The sequence below is a fragment of the Antarcticibacterium arcticum genome (genome assembly GCF_007993795.1).
GTDB classification, from domain to species: domain Bacteria; phylum Bacteroidota; class Bacteroidia; order Flavobacteriales; family Flavobacteriaceae; genus Gillisia; species Gillisia arctica.
In genome coordinates, this window is the sequence record NZ_CP042476.1 from 1823416 (window position 1) to 1841983 (window position 18568).

Sequence of the window (18568 nt, forward strand, 5' to 3'; positions counted from 1 at the left end):
TCTAAAAATAGTTTAAGTTATTTCATTGATCCGGGAAACGGGAGGCAGTAGCCTTCCGTTTCTTTTTTAAACCACTAATAATTTAAAATTCCCTCACTGCTCCAATTATATTCTTGAGAAAGGAATCTACATCAAAATCGGGATATTCAGCCAGCCCAAATCTTACAACCACCAGCTCTTTTGAAGGTATTATAAATACATGCTGTCCCTGAAAGCCGTTGGCTGAATAGAGATCCCCGGGAACATTAGGATATTTCCCCCATGCATTTAACCAGAAATGGGCCCCGTATTCCCCATTTGAACCTTCTACCGGTGTAGCAGAATAATTTATCCAGCTTTCGCTTAAAATCACTTCGCCATTCCATTTTCCCCTGTTCAAATAGAGCTGTCCAAATTTTGCCCAATCCCTTGCTGTCGCCCAGGCATAAGAGGAACCCACATAATTCCCCGCCGCATCAGTTTCCAGGGTCATGGAATGCATCCCAATTTTATCAATTACCTCCTTATACCAATAATCGAGATATTCCTGATGCGTATCAAACTGGTTTCGTATAAAGCCTGACAAAAGATTTGTTGTTCCCGATGAATAATTCCAGGTATTGGAGCGTGGGCCTGCCATCGGTTTCCTTAATTGCACCCTGGTCATATCCTTTTCCTGAAACAGCATTCGCGTAACATCAGATATTGTTTCATAATCCTCTACCCATTCCAGTCCGCTGTTCATTTGCAACAGGTCATTCAGGGTGATCTTTGAGCGTTCATCGCCGGCCCACTCCTCAAATAAATTATTTTGGTCAAGAGAGACCCTTCCCTGTTTTTCCATCCTGCCTAAAACAGCACTGGTTATACTTTTGGTCATAGACCATCCCAGAAGACTGGTTTCCGCATTAAAACCCTCGCCATATTTTTCAGCAATCAGATGGCCTTTATATAACACCACCACCGCTCTCGTTTGTTGCATAATACTTCCTTCCCTGTCAAAGGCATTCTCCACTGCCATTTGCAGGGCTGAAGTATCCACATTTAAAAACACTGAATCTTTGGGAGGGGCGTTCCCATAGGGATAAGGAATTGAATTATTATCTATGGTACGCTCTGGAATTATGGCAAACGAAATTTCACTGGATTTTTCCGGCAGAAGTACACAGCCAAGACCCCGATGATAAACAGCAGTTCTGGGTTTTAAACCGAATATTCTAGAAGTTACAGACATTTTTTGAGTATCCACCTTGTAGGAGGCTTGGTTTACCGGAGAAAAATTATTATCCAGGGCCTTTACAGATTCCAGATCCCTACCTGCTTCAAAAATACATGAGCAGGCATTTTTTGCAGCGAAACCGGTAATAATATTAAGCCTTGGATAGTTTATATAAATTACCACGGCAATTAAAAGAACAAATACCGGCAGCACTATTTTCCAGATCTTTCTCATAAGATTTTTCAATTTATCCCTTAAAATTAAACTTTATTCGCCGTCTTGAGAAATAGTTCGTGAAGAGGATCAGGCCTGCATAAAATTTCCTGAAATCATTCTACCGAAAATGCAAACCTGGTCCTGGAATAATATTTTTCGCCGGGATTCAACCTTACGGACGGAAATTCCGGTTGATTGGGAGAATCTGGATAATGCTGGGTTTCAAAACACAAACCGGAATGCTTTCCATAGGTTCCGGCACCACCCGGAATAGGTAATGTGCTGTCCAGAAAATTACCGGTATAAAACTGCACACCGGGCTCTGTAGTAAAAACTTTAAGCATTCTTCCGCTTCCCGCGTGATAGGCAGAAGCTGCAAATGTAAATTCCTTCTCCTCTTTATTTAATATCCAGCAATGGTCATAACCAAGGCCCAGCTGCAATTGTTCATCTACAGCGGTAATATCCCGGCCTACCGGTTTGGGTTCCACAAAATCAAAGGGAGAATTAAGCACAGACTTCATTTCTCCCGTGGGAATTATATGAGGGTTTACGGGAAGATATTTTGCTGCATTTATCTCTACATCATGGTCCAGAATATTGGAAGAAAAATCTCCGGATAAATTAAAATAAGAATGCTGGGTAAGGTTTACAATAGTCGCTTTATCTGTAGTGGCTTCAAAAATAACTTCCAGGCTATTGTCCTCGTGTAATGTATAAGTAGTAGTACACCTAAGGTTTCCGGGATATCCCTGTTCCATATGTTTACTTACATAATGAAGTTGCAGGGAATTCTTTGCCTCCTTATTTTTTTCACCGGTCCATAAGGCTTTATCAAATCCCTTATCCCCGCCATGTAAATGATTTTGTCCGTTATTGCGGGGAAGTACAAATTTTTCACCGTCCAGTGTGAATTCCCCCCGGGCGATCCTGTTGGCATATCTACCCACGATTGCTCCAAAAAACGGATTCTCTTTCAGGTAACCCTCTGTCTTCTCAAAGCCTAAAACTACATTGCCGGAAACCCCCTTCTTATCGGGAACTTTTAAAGACACGATCCTGCCTCCGTAGTTAAAAATTGCAACCTGCATCCCGCCTGAATTGGTTAAGGTATATTGTTCTATAACCGCTCCTTCTGGAGTCTTACCAACCACTTTTTTTTGCAGTTCTTCCATTTATAAATTTTTTACCCCTTAACCAATTGGAGGTGAAGGGGACACAAAATTAAGAAACTGCAGGTTGTGTAAGATGCATACCTGCAAGTTCTTTTCCCGCGACAATTCTCTCAAAATAAAAAAACCGCCGAAAATAAATTCCAGCGGTTTTTTATTAAGCTTGTAAGCAAGATCTATTTCTTGTCAATTACTTTTTTTTCGGTTGCTACGGGTTCGTTCAATTTTTTGCTCATTTCCATAGAGATGGATGAACGGTCAAAAGTGATCTTTCCTGCTCCGGTTTCAATGATAACTGCATTGTTTTTTTCGCTAAAATCAATGATCTTCCCGTGCATTCCGCTTTTTGTGATTATTCTGTCACCCCTTTTTAATTCGGCCGCAAAATTCTTTTCCTGCTTGGCTCTTTTCATTTGTGGGCGTATCATAAAAAAATACACCACTAAAAACATTAAAATAATCGGGGCAAAATTGGTAATTTGTTCCATAAACTGGTTTAAAAGCTATTACTGGCCGGAGGTTGCACCGCCTTCAACAAAAGCTTTGATTCTTAATTGCTCAGTACCTTTTTCGGTATTGGCGGTGATATTTACTGTTTTGGTAGTTTGTCCCTGACCTGATCCATCAAACTTCACAACCATCTCTCCACTTTCTCCCGGAGCGATAGATTCATTTTTTGGATACGTAGGTACGGTGCACCCACAACTGCTGCTTGCATTAGTGATCACCAATGGTGCTTTACCGGTATTGGTAAATTTAAAAGTGTGCTCAACGGCAGTTCCTTTTGCAATGGTTCCAAAATCGTGTTCTACTACCTCAAACGACATTTCAGGATAATAAACCGCCTGTGCATCACGTTCGGCTGCTGTTTCAACATTTTCAGCTTTTACCTTGCTTGATGCATCATCTTTACAGGAAGTAAAGACCATGGCCCCAAGGGCAGCTATCATTAAAATTCCTTTTTTCATAATTTACAGTTTTAAATTAAAAGTTAAAAATACTAAATTTTCTCTATTACATAAGGCCCCGCCCCATTTTATTTAAACGCTTTTCCTCATGATATTCCTTGGATAATTTATCCAGTACACCATTAATAAAAATGCTGCTTTTTGGGGTGCTGTATTCTTTAGCAATTTCAAGATATTCATTAATGGTCACCTTCACGGGAATGGATGAAAAGTGTAAAAACTCACAAATCGCCATCTTAATGAGAATGGTATCAATTTCGGCAATTCTTTCCTTATCCCAATTGGGGGTTTTCCCCAGCATTTCGCCCGCCAGCTCTTCATCATTCACATGCACCTTTCGCAATAAATGCACTGCAAACTCTTCATCATCTGAGCTTTTAAATAATTTTGGAAGTTTTGCCTCCTGGGAGGATGATTCTTTTAATTTATTTAAAAATTTAAGGATAGCGGTGTTTACCAAAGGCAGATCATCCAGCCAAGTAAGTTTACTGTCCTCAAGATAATCGTAAAGTTTTTCATTGGGGGCTATAAAATCGCGAAGTAAACGTATTACAAATTCCTTGTCTTCCTTAAAAGAAGACTCTCTGGTATTCATATACTCCTCATAAACACTGCTTTTCATGATCTCCTCCCACAACAGGGCAACATATTCCCCATCCCTGTTCCATTGGGTTATTTTGCGGGATTCCAGAAGATCGTTGAGCTCATTATTGTTTTCCAGGATCTGTATCACCGTGTTGTTCACAAACTTCATGTTTGGATCTATTTCTTCACTGGTGGCAAGATGTTTCCTTTGGGACTTTTCGAGGTATCTTTCTGAATAGGCTTTGATCTCAATGATTAACTTTAACTGAAGCAGAAAAAGATCATACATCTCCTGCATACTTTTGAGAAGGAATTTTTCTTCAGCCTGGAAGTTCTTATTCATGCTCTGGTGAAAAGAATAGAGCGACTGCATTACTTTAACTCGAATATGTCTTCTGGTTAACATAGGTGTAAAAGAACATTTAAAAATTAACAAGGCGAAAGAACCCTCTTTCGCCTTGCAAAAATACTATTTATTTTATACTACTTACCTCAAATTTTCCCTTTTTCTGTCATCAATACGCTGTTGCGCGATTTGCAGTGCCGCAAAATGAGTGGGGATGTTTCTGGCTTCCGCAGTTCTCAGGATCTCCAGGGTAGTGTTGTAAATATTTTCAGTCTTACGCATGATCTCTGCCTTGTCATAACCTTCAAGTTCTGCATAAACATTGATTATTCCTCCCGCGTTTATCAAAAAGTCGGGTGCATAGAGGATCCCTTTTTCCTGAAGCAGTTTCCCGTGGATATTCTCATCAGCCAGCTGATTGTTGGCTGCTCCTGCGATGATCCCCGCTTTCATACGCTCGATGGTTTCATCATTTATAGTGGCGCCTAAGGCACAGGGCGCATAGATATCAACATTGGCCGCATACACGTCTTCAGTATAGATCTTTGCACTGTATTTTTTACTTACTTCTTCCAGTTTGGAAGGATTGATATCGGCTATATAAACAATTGCACCTTCATTGGACAGATGTTCTACCAGCGACTCTCCCACGTGGCCAATTCCCTGGACCAGGATCTTTTTCCCGTCAAGATCATCACTCCCATATTTAAATTTTGCTGCAGCTTTCATTCCCATAAACACCCCGTAGGCTGTAATTGGGGAAGGATTTCCCGCACCACCTTTAGATTCAGATATTCCAGTTACATAAGGGGTAACCTCACGCACAATATCCATATCTGAAGTTTCCATTCCCACATCCTCTGCAGTGATATACTTTCCACTAAGGGAATGTACAAACTCCCCAAATTTTTTCATCAACTCGGGTGTCTTCTGGGTTTTGGCATCACCAATAAGAACTGCCTTTCCACCTCCAAGGTTTAACCCCGTAATGGCACTTTTATAGGTCATTCCACGGGATAAGCGCAAAACATCATTAAGGGCTTCCCATTCACTGGCATAATTCCACATCCTGGTTCCACCAAGCGCAGGACCTAAAACTGTATTATGAATTCCTATAATTGCTCTTAAACCTGTATCTTTGTCATTGCAAAAAACAACTTGTTCGTGGTCATTAAAAGAGAGTTGGCCAAACACAGGCCCGCTTGATTTAAGTTCATTTGCGTTAAGAACGTCAACTTGCATACTTATAAATTTATTAGGCGATATTTTCTTTTTTGAAAAATTTTGTGCCGCAAAAATAATGATTATTTTATTTCCCCGCTTAATTCCATCGTTAAATTACGAATTCAGCAATAAAACCGGGAGCCCGATCTATGAAGGAATTACGACATTTAAATAAATATTTTTATAAATATAAATGGAGGCTTATCCTGGGTTTCCTTATTACCATTGCGGCCAGGATATTTGCTATTTATCCCGTACAATTCATAGGGGATTCCACCAACGTTATTGAAAATTATGTTAGCGGTACCCTGGAAAGCGCTACCGAGCTAAGGGATCAATTATTTTATTTTATCCTGCTTATTATTGGAGCGCAACTGGTTTCAGCTTTCCTCACCTTTTTAATGCGTCAAACCTTTATTGTGGTTTCCAGGCATATGGAATTTGACCTTAAGAATGAGGTGTATGAGCAATACCAGAGGCTATCGCTCAATTTTTACAAGCAGAACCGCACCGGAGATCTTATGAACCGCATAAGTGAAGATGTTTCCAAAGTAAGAATGTACCTGGGCCCGGCCATTATGTATAGTGTGACAACCCTTACTCTATTTGTTATTGTAATTTGGTATATGGTAAATACAGCTCCTATGCTTACGCTGTATACGCTGGCTCCACTTCCCATACTATCTTATGCAATCTATAAGTTAAGTGTGGCCATTCACAAAAGGAGCACGGTGGTACAGCAATATCTATCCAGGCTTAACACCTTTACCCAGGAAAGCTTTAGCGGAATTTCTGTGATAAAATCATATGGCCTTGAACCTATGACGAACACCAATTTTGTAGAACTCTCCAACGGCAGCAGGGACAAAAATCTGGACCTGGTAAAGGTACAGGCTTTCTTTTTTCCGCTTATGGTACTGCTTATTGGGGTGAGCAATACGCTTGTAATCTTTATAGGAGGCAGCCAGGTGATCTCAGGCGAAATCGAGAATATTGGGGTGATAGTAGAATTTTTGCTTTATGTAAATATGCTTACGTGGCCGGTGGCTACTGTAGGGTGGGTAACCTCAATTGTGCAACAGGCAGAAGCTTCCCAGGCCCGAATCAATGAATTCCTTAAACAGGAACCACAAATTAAAAATTTACAGCCCGCCAATACACCGGTTAAAGGGGATATTGCTTTTGAGAATGTGAGTTTTACCTATGAGGACACCAATATCACAGCCCTTAAAAACATATCTTTTAATGTCAAGCGTGGTGAAACCCTGGCTATTATTGGAAAAACAGGATCGGGTAAATCTACGATCCTTGAATTAATAGGCCGGCTCTATGATGTGCAAAGCGGGGAAATTAAGATTGATGGCGTGAACATACAGGAACTCAACCTTTATGACCTGCGGGACAGTATAGGTTATGTACCACAGGATGCCTTTCTTTTTAGCGACACAATAAGAAATAATATACGCTTCGGAAAAACCGATGCTACAGATGAGGAAGTAATTACCGCTGCCAAAAATGCTTCGGTACATAAGAATATTAAAAATTTCAGCAAAGGTTATGATACCGTGCTGGGGGAACGCGGGATCACCCTCTCTGGTGGACAAAAACAGCGGGTTTCCATCGCCAGGGCTATCATTCACGATCCGCAGATTTTGTTATTTGACGATTGCCTTTCAGCCGTGGATACTGAAACCGAAGAAGAGATCCTTAATAATCTTTTCAGGATCTCCAGGAACAAGACCACAATTATTGTGAGTCACCGGGTATCTTCAGCAAAAAATGCCGATAAGATCATCATTCTTGAAGATGGAAATATTGTTCAGCAGGGGTCACATCAGGAACTTATTCAGCAAAGCGGGTATTATAAGGAACTTTACGCAAAGCAACTAAGTGAAAAAGAAATGTGAAAATAAGTTGCGAAATGTTAAAAATTTTTAGATTTTTGAGCAATACATAGAACGAACAATTAAGAAATTATTTTATGAGCGAAAATGGAATGATGGAGAAAGATGAAATTTTCTCTAAAGTATTACGAGCAGGAAGACGCACTTATTTTTTTGATGTAAGAGCCACCAAAGCCGATGATTACTATTTGACGATCACCGAGAGTAAAAAGTTTACCAATGCCGACGGTTCTTTTCATTACAAAAAACATAAAATCTATTTGTATAAAGAGGATTTCGAAGGTTTTTCTGAAATTTTAAATGAAATGACCAACTATATTGTTGGAGAAAAAGGTGAGGAAGTTATAAGCGAGAGACACCAGAAAGATTTCAAAAAAGAATACGATGACGAGGAAGCAGAAGTTTCCACATCGGCCGAAAAATTTACCGATATCAGCTTTGAAGACATCTAAAAAGCTACGTTAAAATTAAGTTAAGGACCGCCCCAATTATTTGGGGCGGTTTTTTTATCTTACCGCTTTAAAAATTTGCCTGTGCTTTGTTTCACAGGTTTAAAAAATTAACAGGTATCCCTATGAAATTTCTTCTGTTTCCCATTCTTGCTTTATTTAGTTTTCAGGTAAGCGCTCAACAAGAGCTCGATCTCTCTTATTATTTGCCCCAGGACATCACCTATGATCCCAATATCTCTACTCCGCAGGAAGTTTTGGGATACATCCCCGGCGAATGGCATGTTTCTCACGATCTCCTGGTTTCCTATATGCGTACCCTTGCTAATGAATCTCCGCGAATAACCCTTGAAAATCGCGGCACCACCTATGAAGGAAGGCCATTGTTACTGCTCGTGATAACATCTGAAGAAAATCATGCTAACCTGGAAAACATTCGTACAGAACATTTTAATCTTACTGAACCTAATAGCAGCAAGATCAATACTGCCAATATGCCCATTGTGGTATACCAGGGATTTTCGATTCATGGAAATGAAGCCAGCGGTTCAAACGCGGCATTACTTGCAGCTTATTACCTTGCCGCAGGGCAGGGACCAAAGGTTGAGGAGACCTTAAAAAATACAGTGATCCTTTTTGACCCATCCCTTAATCCTGATGGTTTACAACGTTTCTCTTATTGGGCAAATACCAACAGGAGTATTAATTTGAACCCAGATCCTCAGGACAGGGAATTCAACGAAGTTTGGCCCGGGGGCAGGACAAATCATTACTGGTTTGATATGAACCGGGACTGGCTGCCGGTGCAACTGCCGGAAAGCCGTGCAAGGATAGAAACCTTCCACAAATGGCAGCCCAATATTCTTACAGATCATCACGAAATGGGATCCAACGCCTCCTTTTTCTTTCAACCCGGGATTCCCTCAAGAACCCATCCCCTTACCCCGCAAATGAATCAGGACCTTACCCGGGAAATTGGCACTTATCATGCCGCTGCTCTGGATAAAATAGGTTCCTTTTATTATACCGAGGAAGATTTTGACGATTTCTACTACGGAAAAGGATCAACCTTCCCCGATATCAATGGAAGCATAGGGATCCTTTTCGAGCAGGGAAGTTCCAGGGGCCATGTGCAGGAAACAGACAACGGCCTGCTTACCTTTCCTTTTACAATACGCAACCAGTTTACGGCAGCTCTTTCAACCCTTGAAGCTGCTGTAAATATGAGAGCAAAGATCCTTAATTTTCAAAGGGATTTTTATAATACTGCCAGAAGCACCGCAGCGAAAGGCGGTTATGTCTTCGGAAATTCAAAAGACCCTAATACAGCCTGGCACCTTGCCGAAATTTTAAAACGTCACCAGGTGGAAGTGCATCAGATTACCGAAGATTTTACTACAGATGGAAAAGCCTTTAAAAAAGGAACGGCCTACGTTATACCAAAAAACCAGAAGCAACACCGCCTGGTAGAGGCTATGTTTGAAAAGCGTACCACATTTACAGATAGTTTGTTCTATGATATTTCAGCCTGGTCTTTTCCAATGGCTTTTAACCTTGATGTAAGTGAGAATTTAAATATGCGTTATGCGGGGGAGAAAATTGAAGAACTCCAAAAACCTGTTGTTCCGGCTCCGGGTAAGAGTGAGTATGCTTATTTAATGGAATGGCATGATTATTATTCGCCAAAAGCCCTTAATAAGATCCTGAACAAAGGCCTAAGGGCAAGATTAAGTATGCAACCTCTTGAATCTGGCGAAAGGACATTTGATTATGGCACCATCATGATCCCGGTTCAAAACCAGGAACTGAATCACAATGAGCTGCACGAATTTTTAACGGAAGTTTCTAAAACTTCAAATATAGAGATTGTTCCCGTTACCACCGGACTTACCAAAGGCGTAAACCTGGGTAGCAATCAATTACGGCCCTTAAAGGCACAAAAAGTTGCGATGATAGTTGGAGACGGGGTCACTCCTTATGATGCAGGAGAGATCTGGCATTTGTTTGACCAGCGATATGAAATGCATTTGACCAAGCTGGATGTAAGAGATCTTTCGGGCGCCAACTTAAGTTCCTATTCAGATATAATTTTACCGAATACCAGGGGAAATGCGCTGGATAAATCTCAAACAGAAAAATTAAAGGAGTGGGTTCGTGCCGGCGGCACCCTTATTGGCTATAAAAATGCCGCAAGATGGTTTAACTCCAATGATTTTATGAAATTGGATTTCCTTGAAAATGAGGTGAAGGCTAAAAATGTAAGCTTTGAAGAGTCAAGAGACTTCCGGGGAGCCCAGGGAATTGGTGGCGCAATTTTCAACGCCAAACTGGATCGTTCACACCCCGTGAATTTTGGGTATAAGAATAATGAGCTGGCGCTTTTCAGGGATACCACTATCTTTATTAAAGCCGATTCTACCAGTTATTTTAATCCCATCCAATATACCAACACTCCGCTTTTGAGTGGCTATATTAGTGCTCCAAACCTGAAGCTAATTGCCAATACCGTTCCTTTTAAAAAATCCAATATGGGCCGGGGTAACGTGATCCTGTTTACAGACAATACCAACTTTCGCGGATTCTGGTTCGGGACCAATAAATTATTGATGAATGCTATTTTCTTTGGAGATCATATGTAGTTTTTTTTTAGTGAATAGGGAATGGGGATTAGTTAGTAGTGAATAGGGATTAGTGAGTAGTCTTTAGTCTTTAGATTAAATAATTGTTTATTGCTAATTGTTTATTGCTAATTGTTTATTGCTAATTGTTTATTGCTAATTGTTTATTGCTAATTGTTTATTGATTACTGTTTATTGATTATAGGGATTTAATATAAAAATTATGAGAAAAATTATTCTTTGTTGTGTTGCTGCGTTTATGTTGAGTTCCTGTGAGTCTTTGGAGTCTGATAAGGTAAAGGAAGGCAGCTCCTGGAAATTGATCGAGAAAAAGGTAAGCATTGGCGGTCCGGCCGAATTTACACCCGTAAGTGAATCGGAATACATCCAATTCCTCTCAAATTCTGAAGTAATTAAGAGCAACGGCTGGTGTGGGGAAGGCAGGGAACGCACCGTGATCTATTCAAAGGACGGCACTATTTTGACCAATTGCAATGGGAGTGGAAAATTGTTGTTTACAATAGAAAAGGATATAATGATCATAAGGAATCCTGCTTGTATTGAAGCATGCGATTATAAGTACAAAAAAGTATCGGGTGCCCCGGCTCCAGGGAATTAAGCCTGAACTATTGGGTAGCCACTACCGTTAGTAATATGTTGTGTGTTTCCACATCCTGATCTTTTAGAAATAACCCATTTTGTTATATGTTAAAGGAATTCATATAAGCCTCTAAAGTTGTGTTAATTAGTATTTTATAAGGATTCCCACCCTTTTGTTTTATATACTTTGGTCTTCCCAAACCGAAACCATTGTGTGTATGAAAAACTTTACTTTAGTAGGGGTTCTTGCCCTTACAATATCATTAACTTCTTGTTTTGCAGATAGAGATGACATTCCCGAAATAGTGAGTGAATGGAAACTTATTGAAATAAGCGAAACAATAGACAGCACGGGAACCGCTTTTGTTCCTACAGACAGAATGGAAATTGTTTCTTTTTTGCCTCATTTAAAGGTAAGCCGAAGTCCATCCTGGTGTGCTGAAGACGGAGAAATGGCTGTAAATTACTCTGAAGACGGCTTCATCTATATCTTTTGCAATGAAAACGATTCTGATGCTCTAAGCTTTGAAATTCAGGAAGAGATCATGGTGATCACCGCTCCCAACTGTCAGGACGGTTGCCGGCAACACAAGTATCAAAGAACAAGGTAATACCTTACATGGGCACCCTACGGCCCGTAATCTTTGAAAGAATGCAGATAACCTGTATTAAACTGCCTCAAAAATTATTGTGAAACTATCGCTTAAATTAAAGTTTCAGTTTAATGCCTCCATTTACAACAAAACCGTCAACCGGGGCATAGATATCCCGAAATTGCGGATTGGAAATGCTCCCTGTATAAATGGAATCAAACCTGGACTGGCGGGTATCGGTAAAATTCTCAAAGTTTAGAAAAATGGAGAAATTATCCCATATCTTTTCGGTCATAAGACCAAAGATCCAGTATTGCTGTCCGGTCGATCCGTCATTGAGGTCCTGTGGCCCAAAATAATATGCTTCCAATCCAATTTTAAGGTTGTCTTCCAACTCATACATTAATACATTATTAAGGCGATGCTTCGCAACCAACGGCATTGGTGTTTTCACACGGTTATAATGTTGGTTAACATCGGCCAGGGTATACCCGGTGAAAAGTTTAAAATCACGGTAGCCAATTTTAATATTTGTTTCAATACCCCTTGTATCAATATAACCTTCGGGCTGCAAATATTCAAGAGTGTTAATGGCGGTATTCATAAGAATAAGGGGATCATTCACACGGGTGTAAAAGAATAGGGTGTTCATGGTAAAATCCAGCTCTTCAGTTAATTCTTTTCTGTAATTAATATCAAAATTTCCACCAATAGATCTCTCGGCATTTGTTTCTGCAACATTTATGGGCAGTACATTTCTAAACTGAATGCGTTCCGCATCTTCAGTAAAAATTGTGGGGGTTTTATAACCAAGTCCTCCCCCCAACCTGGCTGTCAAATTCGGGGAAAAGCTGAATAATCCGGAAATACGCGGCAAAATAAATAAACCGTATTCATTCTGGTAATCTGATCTTAATCCTGTCTCCAGGCTGAATGTTTCTGAAGCTTTCCAGTTATTCTGAAGGAAAGCTCCATAGGTAAGATGATTGTAATCTACAGGTCGGGCTGTATCCTCCCCGGCCTGTGTAAATTTATCTACCCAAAGGTTCAATCCCGCGATCCATTCCATTTCCGTTGATCCAAAACTGTAGGATGCCTCGCTGAATGAAGCAAACTGATCCCCGGAAAAAACATAGTTTGGCACCTCAATACTGCGTTCAAAAAAACTGAAGCTGTTTTTCAGGCTCAGAAGGTTCCCATTGGCCAATTGTTTATCAAACCCCGCCCGGGTAGTAATCCTGTTGGTATTGTTTTTTTCAAAATATGGGTTGGAAACGTTTCCTTTATTTTCAATAAAATCGATATTTCCCCCGGTTCTTTCTTCAACCGTAGTATTTACACCAATATTCAGGGTGGTATTCTCATCAAAATAATAAAAAAGTCGCGGGTTCACAGTATATCTGCGGAATTCAGGAATTGCAGTTAAACCAATATCTGAAGGATCATACGGGCTTCCCAGATTATATGAAGCAAAAACAGTAGTACCCCATTTCTTATATTTATTGGAGTAAAATCCGCTAAGATCAAGTCCCAGGGCAGAAGTTGCATTGAGTAAAAAATTGAGCTCCCGCTCTTCCCCGGGAGTTTTTGAGACCAGGTTCACCAATCCCGCAATTGCCCCTGCGCCATGTAACGTAGAGGAAGCTCCTTTGATAACCTCCACCTGCTGCAGGTCCAGCGGGACAATTTGCAAAAGGCTTAGCCCCCCGGAAAATCCGGAATACAAAGGGTATCCATCTTTTAATAACTGGGTATATTTCCCATCCAATCCCTGGATCCTGATACTTGAATTGTAAGAAGTAGCTGATGTTTGCTGGGTCTGGATCCCGGTAGTTTCATTGAGCAGCATCCTTATATCCCCCGGCTTCATATTCCCTTTCTCCTCGAGCTCTTCGCCCGAGATCACCTCTACCCGGGTGGGTAAATCGGCAATTGTCCTCCTCGAGCGGGTGGCAGCTATAAATAACTCTTCCATTTCTTCACCTGCAGGTTGAAGGAGAACCATAATTATTGTATCATTTTCCAGGGGAAAGTTATACTTCTTTTCAGCTGTCTCATATCCCAGGAAGCTAAATTGCAGAGTTTGGGTTCCGGCCGGGACGTTTGTAATTGTAACAACTCCGTTCTCGTCTGCCGTGGCACCTATCGCGGTTCCTGCAACCAGCACATTGGCCCCGAATAGATTTTCATTGGTGTGAGCATCTTTGATCTGTGCGGTGAATGTATGTTGGCTAAAGGAGGTCGCCGTAAAAAATAAAAAGAAGACTATAAATATATTTTTCAAATCTCAGTTTTTAAAATTGAATTTTATTCAAAACCTCAAAGATAACAGGATAATATTGAAAAAGAAGTGAGTATGGAGCAGTGAGTAGTGAGAAAACTGCATGCGTTAGACGTTAGACGGCCGACTCCACATTTCAGACCAAAAGCAGAAGTAATTTCAGGACACAACTAAAGAGTGTATAATGTATATCGTAAATTGAATTATTGCAAGCGGCGCCTCAACTAAACTTTCTTAACAGTGCCATTCATGTAGTTAAACAGACATTCCACAACCGATAACGGTTAACTGGCAACTTTTTCAACAAATAACCGATAACTGATAACTGTTAACTGACAACTGTTAATTGATTTACCCCACCCTCAACCCATTCTCTACTTTAAGTCCGGGATGCAGCAGCACGATATCATTATTATCACCCACCGCTCCCAGCACCAGGCACTCGCTCATAAAAGTGGCTATTTGTTTCTTTGGAAAGTTGACCACCGCGACAATTTGTTTCCCCATTAATTCTGAAGCTTTATAGCGTTTGGTGATCTGGGCCGATGATCTTTTTATTCCAAGTTCCTGCCCAAAATCAATGCTTAACTTATAAGCCGGTTGTCGTGCTTCCGGAAATTCCAGAACCTCAACAATGGTCCCTATACGCATTTCTACTTTTTCAAAGTCATTCCAGGATATTTGCATAATGAATAGGGATTAGGGAACAGGGTTTGGTAAATAGTGATTAAATAATAGGGATTGGTAAATAGGGATTAGGGAATAGGGATTAGGGATTAGGAAATGGTGTTAATTGCTAATTGGTTATTGTTTATTGGTTATTGTTTATTGATTATTGTTAATTGGTTATTGTTAATTGGTTATTGGAATTTGGGATTTGGTTATTGTTTATTGCTAATTGGTTATTGTTTATTGTTTATTGATTATTGCTAATTGGTTATTGCTAATTGGTTATTGTTAATTGTTTATTGATAATTGTTAATTGTTCTTGAACACATTTTCAATCACCCAGGCGGGGCCAATCAATAAAAACTGGATATCCTTTAAAAAAGAGGGTTTTACACCTTCAATTTTATGTCCGTAGAACTGGCCAATCCAGGCTACTACAAAAATGATCACAGAAACAAGCCACAAAGGAGCTATAGAGGAAATGAAATAATTTCCGAGAAGACATAAAATTGAAAACACCAGCATCTTCAAACCCATTGAAAATGACAGCCTGAAATAGAATATCATTACAAAAATGAGGGCGACAGTTGCCCAGTTCTCAAGAAGAAAATTATTTCCGAAAACACCTTCCAGAAAGAAAGGCGGAATGCTCATTAACAGCCCTACAATTGAAAAGAATATTGCCGGCACACAAATATAGTGGATGGCTTTATTGGTTTCATTGCGATGGCTTACCGCATATTCATCAAACCATTGGCTCAGAGCTTTCATAGAGAGATATTTAGAGAACAAGATAATAATTTGGCCGCTAATCCGTCATAAATTTGTAATTTATGAGTTCAAAAAATCAAGTAATAAATGGCTGCCATATCCTCAAATATGCTTCCCCTTGGAACAGAAGCACCGGATTTCTCCCTGATGAATGCTATAACAGATAAACGCTGCTCCCTGCAGGAATTAAAAGGGGACCGCGATACTGTAATAATGTTCATTTGTAATCACTGCCCTTTTGTAAAACATGTGAACGAAGAACTGGTGCGTATTGCAAATGATTATCGTGTATCAGGATTTGGTTTTATAGCGATCATGAGCAATGATGTAATTGCTTACCCAGATGATCACCCGGACCAGATGTACAAAACGGCAAGAAAATACCACTACCCTTTCCCTTATCTATTTGACCAAACGCAAGAGGTGGCAAAAGCATACAAGGCCGCCTGCACGCCCGACTTTTATTTGTTTGATACAGATCTTAAATTAATTTACCGCGGGCAACTGGATGATTCCCGGCTGGGAAACGGGATCCCGGTCAATGGTCGGGACCTGCGGGAGGCGCTGGACGCCGTTCTTAACAACCGGAAAGTGACTGACCACCAAAAACCAAGTATTGGCTGCAGTATTAAGTGGAAGGATGATAAATTTAAACCTGCTTCCTAACTATATATCGATCTTTTTAATCTTTTACAGCTTGAGAGCTGTACACGGGTTATTTTCTAATATCTTTTATATGAAAAAATCAGCGGTTTAATTGTAACCTCATTAACATTCAGCCTTGAATTTATTGACTAAATTTAAGTGAATTTTTAAAAAAATATAAACAATGGGTACACTTAGATTAGGGGATAAAGCACCGGACTTTGATGCCGAAACTTCAGAAGGAAAAATAAATTTTTATGACTATATAGGTGATGGCTGGGCCATATTATTTTCCCATCCTGCCGATTATACCCCGGTTTGTACTACCGAACTGGGCGCAGCCTCCAAATACAAAGCTGAATTTGAAAAAAGAAATGTAAAAGTGCTTGCGCTTAGCGTAGATGGTGTTGAATCTCATAAAGACTGGATCAAGGACATAAACGAAACCCAGCAAACCACCGTAAATTTTCCCATAATTGCCGATGAGGACCGCAAGGTGTCTGAACTCTATGACATGATCCACCCCAATGCCAGTGAGACTTTTACGGTACGATCGGTCTACGTAATTGGACCCGATAAGACCATTAAACTAATGATCACCTATCCTGCCAGCACCGGAAGAAATTTTGCTGAATTACTCAGGGTTATAGATTCCCTTCAATTGACCGCTTATCACAAGGTAGCCACTCCTGCCGACTGGAAGCCGGGGGAAGATGTGGTTATAAGCCCATCCATTTCAAGTGAGGATGCCAAAGGGATGTTCCCAAAAGGCTTTAAAGAGGTAAAACCTTATCTGAGAATGACCCCGCAACCAAACTTGAATTAATACGTGTTGTATCCGGGACCCGCTCGTCGCGGCTTCTTCAGAATGACAAAAAAATCTGAAGTTTCGATATCATTCCATTATACAATATAGAAAAGCCTGTAAATTAAAAAGACCTCACAGGTTTCGAAAACCTGTGAGGTCAATATTTTTTGGAATTTGTTACCTGGTAATTTTAAAAAATTATTTTACCGCTACCAACTCCACATCAAATATAAGGGTAGCATTTGGAGGGATTACTCCCCCTGCTCCGCGCTCGCCATACGCAAGGTGCGAAGGAATTACAAAACGGGCTTTATCACCAACATGTAAAAGCTGAATTCCTTCATCCCATCCCTGGATCACCTGTCCTTTGCCCAATTTAAAATCTATAGGCTGATTCCTTGTAAAAGAAGAATCGAATACGCTGCCATCTGGCAACATCCCTTTATAATGAACAGAAACTGTCTGGCCTTTTTCGGCTTTGGCTCCAGATCCTTTTTCCTCGATCTTATATCTTAGTCCGCTGGAAGTTTTTTCAAATCCCTGGGAGATCTCCCCCATCAATTCTTCCTGCTGCTTTTTAGCTGCAGCTTCTCTTTCAGCTTTGGCGCCGTTAAAAGAACGGAATTCCTCAACCGCATTAAATTTTTCAGCTGCTTCACCCTGGCGGATGATCTCTAATTTTTCAATTTTATCGCCTTGCTGCACTGCATCTACAACATCCTGTCCCTCTACAACACTACCAAAAACTGTATGTTTTCCATCAAGCCATGGAGTGGCTATATGAGTTATAAAAAACTGGCTTCCATTGGTTCCGGGACCGGCATTGGCCATAGAAAGTTTTCCGGGAGCATCATGCGTAAGAGATGGGTGGATCTCATCTTCAAAGTTGTAACCAGGGCCTCCGGTTCCATTTCCCTTTGGGTCTCCCCCTGTATCATAAAATCGGGGATCACCCTGTGAAATTTTAATCCGTCATAATAAGGTTTTCCCTGTGGGATGGCTTTATTCTCAAGATTCCCTTCGGCAAGGCCTACAAAGTTTCCTACTGTCCCCGGGGTTTTCTCATATTCAAGTGCTACAAGTATTTCACCTTTTGAAGTGTGAAATTTAGCATATAATCCGTCCTGCATAATGCTGTGTTTTTAGTTTAAGAATGCAAAGATAGTTTTTTTTAGTCTTTAGTCGTTAATCGTTAGATGTGAGTGGAGTATATGGGAGTTTGAGATTCATTCATTCGGGATTGGTAGCCCTAGGGTTTCCCGCAGATCACGCAGATTTCTTCGCAGATTAACGCGGATATTTGTTAGAAATCGGGAATTTGGGATTTGAGATTTGTTGATTGTTAGGAGGTTCTGCCAGGACCTCTGCCCTCCGTCCTCTGTCCACTCCCCATCACTTGTCTCCCTGAGCGCAGTCGAAGGGTCTCTTAGTTAGTGAATAGGGAATAGTGAATGGTTGTTAGGTGGTAGACGGTAGACGGTATAGGTTTTTGAACTGGGCACCTTGGAATTTGGAATTTGG

Annotated in this window: 17 protein-coding genes and 1 pseudogene; 7 read left to right on the top strand and 11 right to left on the bottom strand. The window is 40.5% G+C overall.

The genetic code is table 11. The features are described from left to right. Positions 1-82 precede the first annotated feature (82 nt). From FK178_RS08245 to FK178_RS08270, 6 genes are all read right to left on the bottom strand, one after another. Complete coding sequence (locus FK178_RS08245) at positions 83-1432, bottom strand: serine hydrolase domain-containing protein (RefSeq protein ID WP_146833385.1); 1350 nt, start codon at positions 1430-1432, stop codon at positions 83-85. Positions 1433-1527: 95 nt separating this feature from the next. Continuing rightward, a complete protein-coding gene (locus FK178_RS08250) occupies positions 1528-2589 on the bottom strand; it encodes an aldose epimerase family protein (RefSeq protein WP_146833388.1) in 1062 nt (353 codons plus the stop codon). A 173-nt stretch (positions 2590-2762) separates the two neighbouring features. Next, the gene (gene yajC, locus FK178_RS08255; protein ID WP_146833391.1) at positions 2763-3074 is read right to left on the bottom strand and encodes a preprotein translocase subunit YajC; all 312 of its coding nucleotides are present in this window, start codon (positions 3072-3074) and stop codon (positions 2763-2765) included. A gap of 18 nt (positions 3075-3092) precedes the next feature. After that, positions 3093-3554 (bottom strand): DUF1573 domain-containing protein, encoded by a 462-nt coding sequence (locus FK178_RS08260; protein ID WP_146833395.1) that lies wholly within the window; start codon positions 3552-3554, stop codon positions 3093-3095. A 46-nt stretch (positions 3555-3600) separates the two neighbouring features. Then, positions 3601-4545 carry a transcription antitermination factor NusB gene (gene nusB, locus FK178_RS08265; RefSeq protein WP_146833397.1) on the bottom strand — a complete coding sequence of 315 codons (945 nt, stop codon included), beginning with the start codon at positions 4543-4545 and terminating at the stop codon, positions 3601-3603. Positions 4546-4626: 81 nt separating this feature from the next. Beyond that, a complete protein-coding gene (locus tag FK178_RS08270) occupies positions 4627-5727 on the bottom strand; it encodes a Glu/Leu/Phe/Val family dehydrogenase (RefSeq protein WP_146833400.1) in 1101 nt (366 codons plus the stop codon). Between the two features lie 131 nt (positions 5728-5858). Between FK178_RS08270 and FK178_RS08275 the strand changes: the two genes are divergently transcribed. The 5 genes from FK178_RS08275 to FK178_RS08295 all read left to right on the top strand — a co-directional run bounded on the left by FK178_RS08275 (position 5859) and on the right by FK178_RS08295 (position 11891). Continuing rightward, the gene (locus tag FK178_RS08275) at positions 5859-7616 is read left to right on the top strand and encodes an ABC transporter ATP-binding protein (RefSeq protein ID WP_146833403.1); all 1758 of its coding nucleotides are present in this window, start codon (positions 5859-5861) and stop codon (positions 7614-7616) included. A gap of 74 nt (positions 7617-7690) precedes the next feature. After that, entirely contained in the window at positions 7691-8065 is a 375-nt protein-coding gene (locus FK178_RS08280) for a PUR family DNA/RNA-binding protein (RefSeq protein ID WP_146833406.1), read from the top strand. A gap of 122 nt (positions 8066-8187) precedes the next feature. Next, positions 8188-10701 carry a M14 family metallopeptidase gene (locus tag FK178_RS08285; RefSeq protein ID WP_146833410.1) on the top strand — a complete coding sequence of 838 codons (2514 nt, stop codon included), beginning with the start codon at positions 8188-8190 and terminating at the stop codon, positions 10699-10701. Positions 10702-10903: 202 nt separating this feature from the next. Next, positions 10904-11299: a hypothetical protein gene (locus tag FK178_RS08290; protein ID WP_146833413.1), complete on the top strand. Its 396-nt coding sequence runs from the start codon at positions 10904-10906 to the stop codon at positions 11297-11299. A gap of 199 nt (positions 11300-11498) precedes the next feature. Beyond that, positions 11499-11891: a hypothetical protein gene (locus FK178_RS08295; RefSeq protein WP_146833415.1), complete on the top strand. Its 393-nt coding sequence runs from the start codon at positions 11499-11501 to the stop codon at positions 11889-11891. A 97-nt stretch (positions 11892-11988) separates the two neighbouring features. On the opposite strand, the gene FK178_RS08300 is transcribed toward FK178_RS08295, so the two are convergent. The 3 genes from FK178_RS08300 to FK178_RS08310 form a co-directional block, all read right to left on the bottom strand. Then, a complete protein-coding gene (locus FK178_RS08300; RefSeq protein ID WP_146833418.1) occupies positions 11989-14157 on the bottom strand; it encodes a TonB-dependent receptor in 2169 nt (722 codons plus the stop codon). A 348-nt stretch (positions 14158-14505) separates the two neighbouring features. Then, complete coding sequence (locus FK178_RS08305; protein WP_146833421.1) at positions 14506-14841, bottom strand: tRNA-binding protein; 336 nt, start codon at positions 14839-14841, stop codon at positions 14506-14508. Between the two features lie 291 nt (positions 14842-15132). Further along, a complete protein-coding gene (locus FK178_RS08310; protein ID WP_146833424.1) occupies positions 15133-15594 on the bottom strand; it encodes an Mpo1 family 2-hydroxy fatty acid dioxygenase in 462 nt (153 codons plus the stop codon). Positions 15595-15681: 87 nt separating this feature from the next. On the opposite strand from FK178_RS08310, the gene FK178_RS08315 reads away from it, so the two are divergent. Both FK178_RS08315 and FK178_RS08320 read left to right on the top strand, forming a co-directional pair. After that, a complete protein-coding gene (locus FK178_RS08315; RefSeq protein ID WP_146833427.1) occupies positions 15682-16260 on the top strand; it encodes a thioredoxin family protein in 579 nt (192 codons plus the stop codon). 163 nt (positions 16261-16423) lie between these two features. After that, entirely contained in the window at positions 16424-17065 is a 642-nt protein-coding gene (locus tag FK178_RS08320; RefSeq protein ID WP_146833430.1) for a peroxiredoxin, read from the top strand. A 180-nt stretch (positions 17066-17245) separates the two neighbouring features. Here FK178_RS08320 and FK178_RS15910 read toward each other — a convergent pair whose 3' ends face one another. Further along, complete coding sequence (locus FK178_RS15910; RefSeq protein WP_394345090.1) at positions 17246-17605, bottom strand: FKBP-type peptidyl-prolyl cis-trans isomerase; 360 nt, start codon at positions 17603-17605, stop codon at positions 17246-17248. Between the two features lie 186 nt (positions 17606-17791). Then, a pseudogene (locus FK178_RS15915) lies at positions 17792-18177 on the bottom strand (peptidylprolyl isomerase); the annotation flags it as partial. Positions 18178-18568: the final 391 nt, after the last annotated feature.

Coding starts and splice junctions, on each gene's coding strand:
- FK178_RS08260 (WP_146833395.1), bottom strand. CDS start 3,554: ATGAAAAAAGGAATTTTAATGATAGCTGCCCTTGGGGCCATGGTCTTT.
- FK178_RS08285 (WP_146833410.1), top strand. CDS start 8,188: ATGAAATTTCTTCTGTTTCCCATTCTTGCTTTATTTAGTTTTCAGGTA.
- FK178_RS08245 (WP_146833385.1), bottom strand. CDS start 1,432: ATGAGAAAGATCTGGAAAATAGTGCTGCCGGTATTTGTTCTTTTAATT.
- FK178_RS08315 (WP_146833427.1), top strand. CDS start 15,682: ATGGCTGCCATATCCTCAAATATGCTTCCCCTTGGAACAGAAGCACCG.
- FK178_RS15910 (WP_394345090.1), bottom strand. CDS start 17,605: ATGGGGGAGATCTCCCAGGGATTTGAAAAAACTTCCAGCGGACTAAGA.
- FK178_RS08275 (WP_146833403.1), top strand. CDS start 5,859: ATGAAGGAATTACGACATTTAAATAAATATTTTTATAAATATAAATGG.
- nusB (WP_146833397.1), bottom strand. CDS start 4,545: ATGTTAACCAGAAGACATATTCGAGTTAAAGTAATGCAGTCGCTCTAT.
- FK178_RS08290 (WP_146833413.1), top strand. CDS start 10,904: ATGAGAAAAATTATTCTTTGTTGTGTTGCTGCGTTTATGTTGAGTTCC.
- yajC (WP_146833391.1), bottom strand. CDS start 3,074: ATGGAACAAATTACCAATTTTGCCCCGATTATTTTAATGTTTTTAGTG.
- FK178_RS08270 (WP_146833400.1), bottom strand. CDS start 5,727: ATGCAAGTTGACGTTCTTAACGCAAATGAACTTAAATCAAGCGGGCCT.
- FK178_RS08250 (WP_146833388.1), bottom strand. CDS start 2,589: ATGGAAGAACTGCAAAAAAAAGTGGTTGGTAAGACTCCAGAAGGAGCG.
- FK178_RS08320 (WP_146833430.1), top strand. CDS start 16,424: ATGGGTACACTTAGATTAGGGGATAAAGCACCGGACTTTGATGCCGAA.
- FK178_RS08305 (WP_146833421.1), bottom strand. CDS start 14,841: ATGCAAATATCCTGGAATGACTTTGAAAAAGTAGAAATGCGTATAGGG.
- FK178_RS08310 (WP_146833424.1), bottom strand. CDS start 15,594: ATGAAAGCTCTGAGCCAATGGTTTGATGAATATGCGGTAAGCCATCGC.
- FK178_RS08295 (WP_146833415.1), top strand. CDS start 11,499: ATGAAAAACTTTACTTTAGTAGGGGTTCTTGCCCTTACAATATCATTA.
- FK178_RS08280 (WP_146833406.1), top strand. CDS start 7,691: ATGAGCGAAAATGGAATGATGGAGAAAGATGAAATTTTCTCTAAAGTA.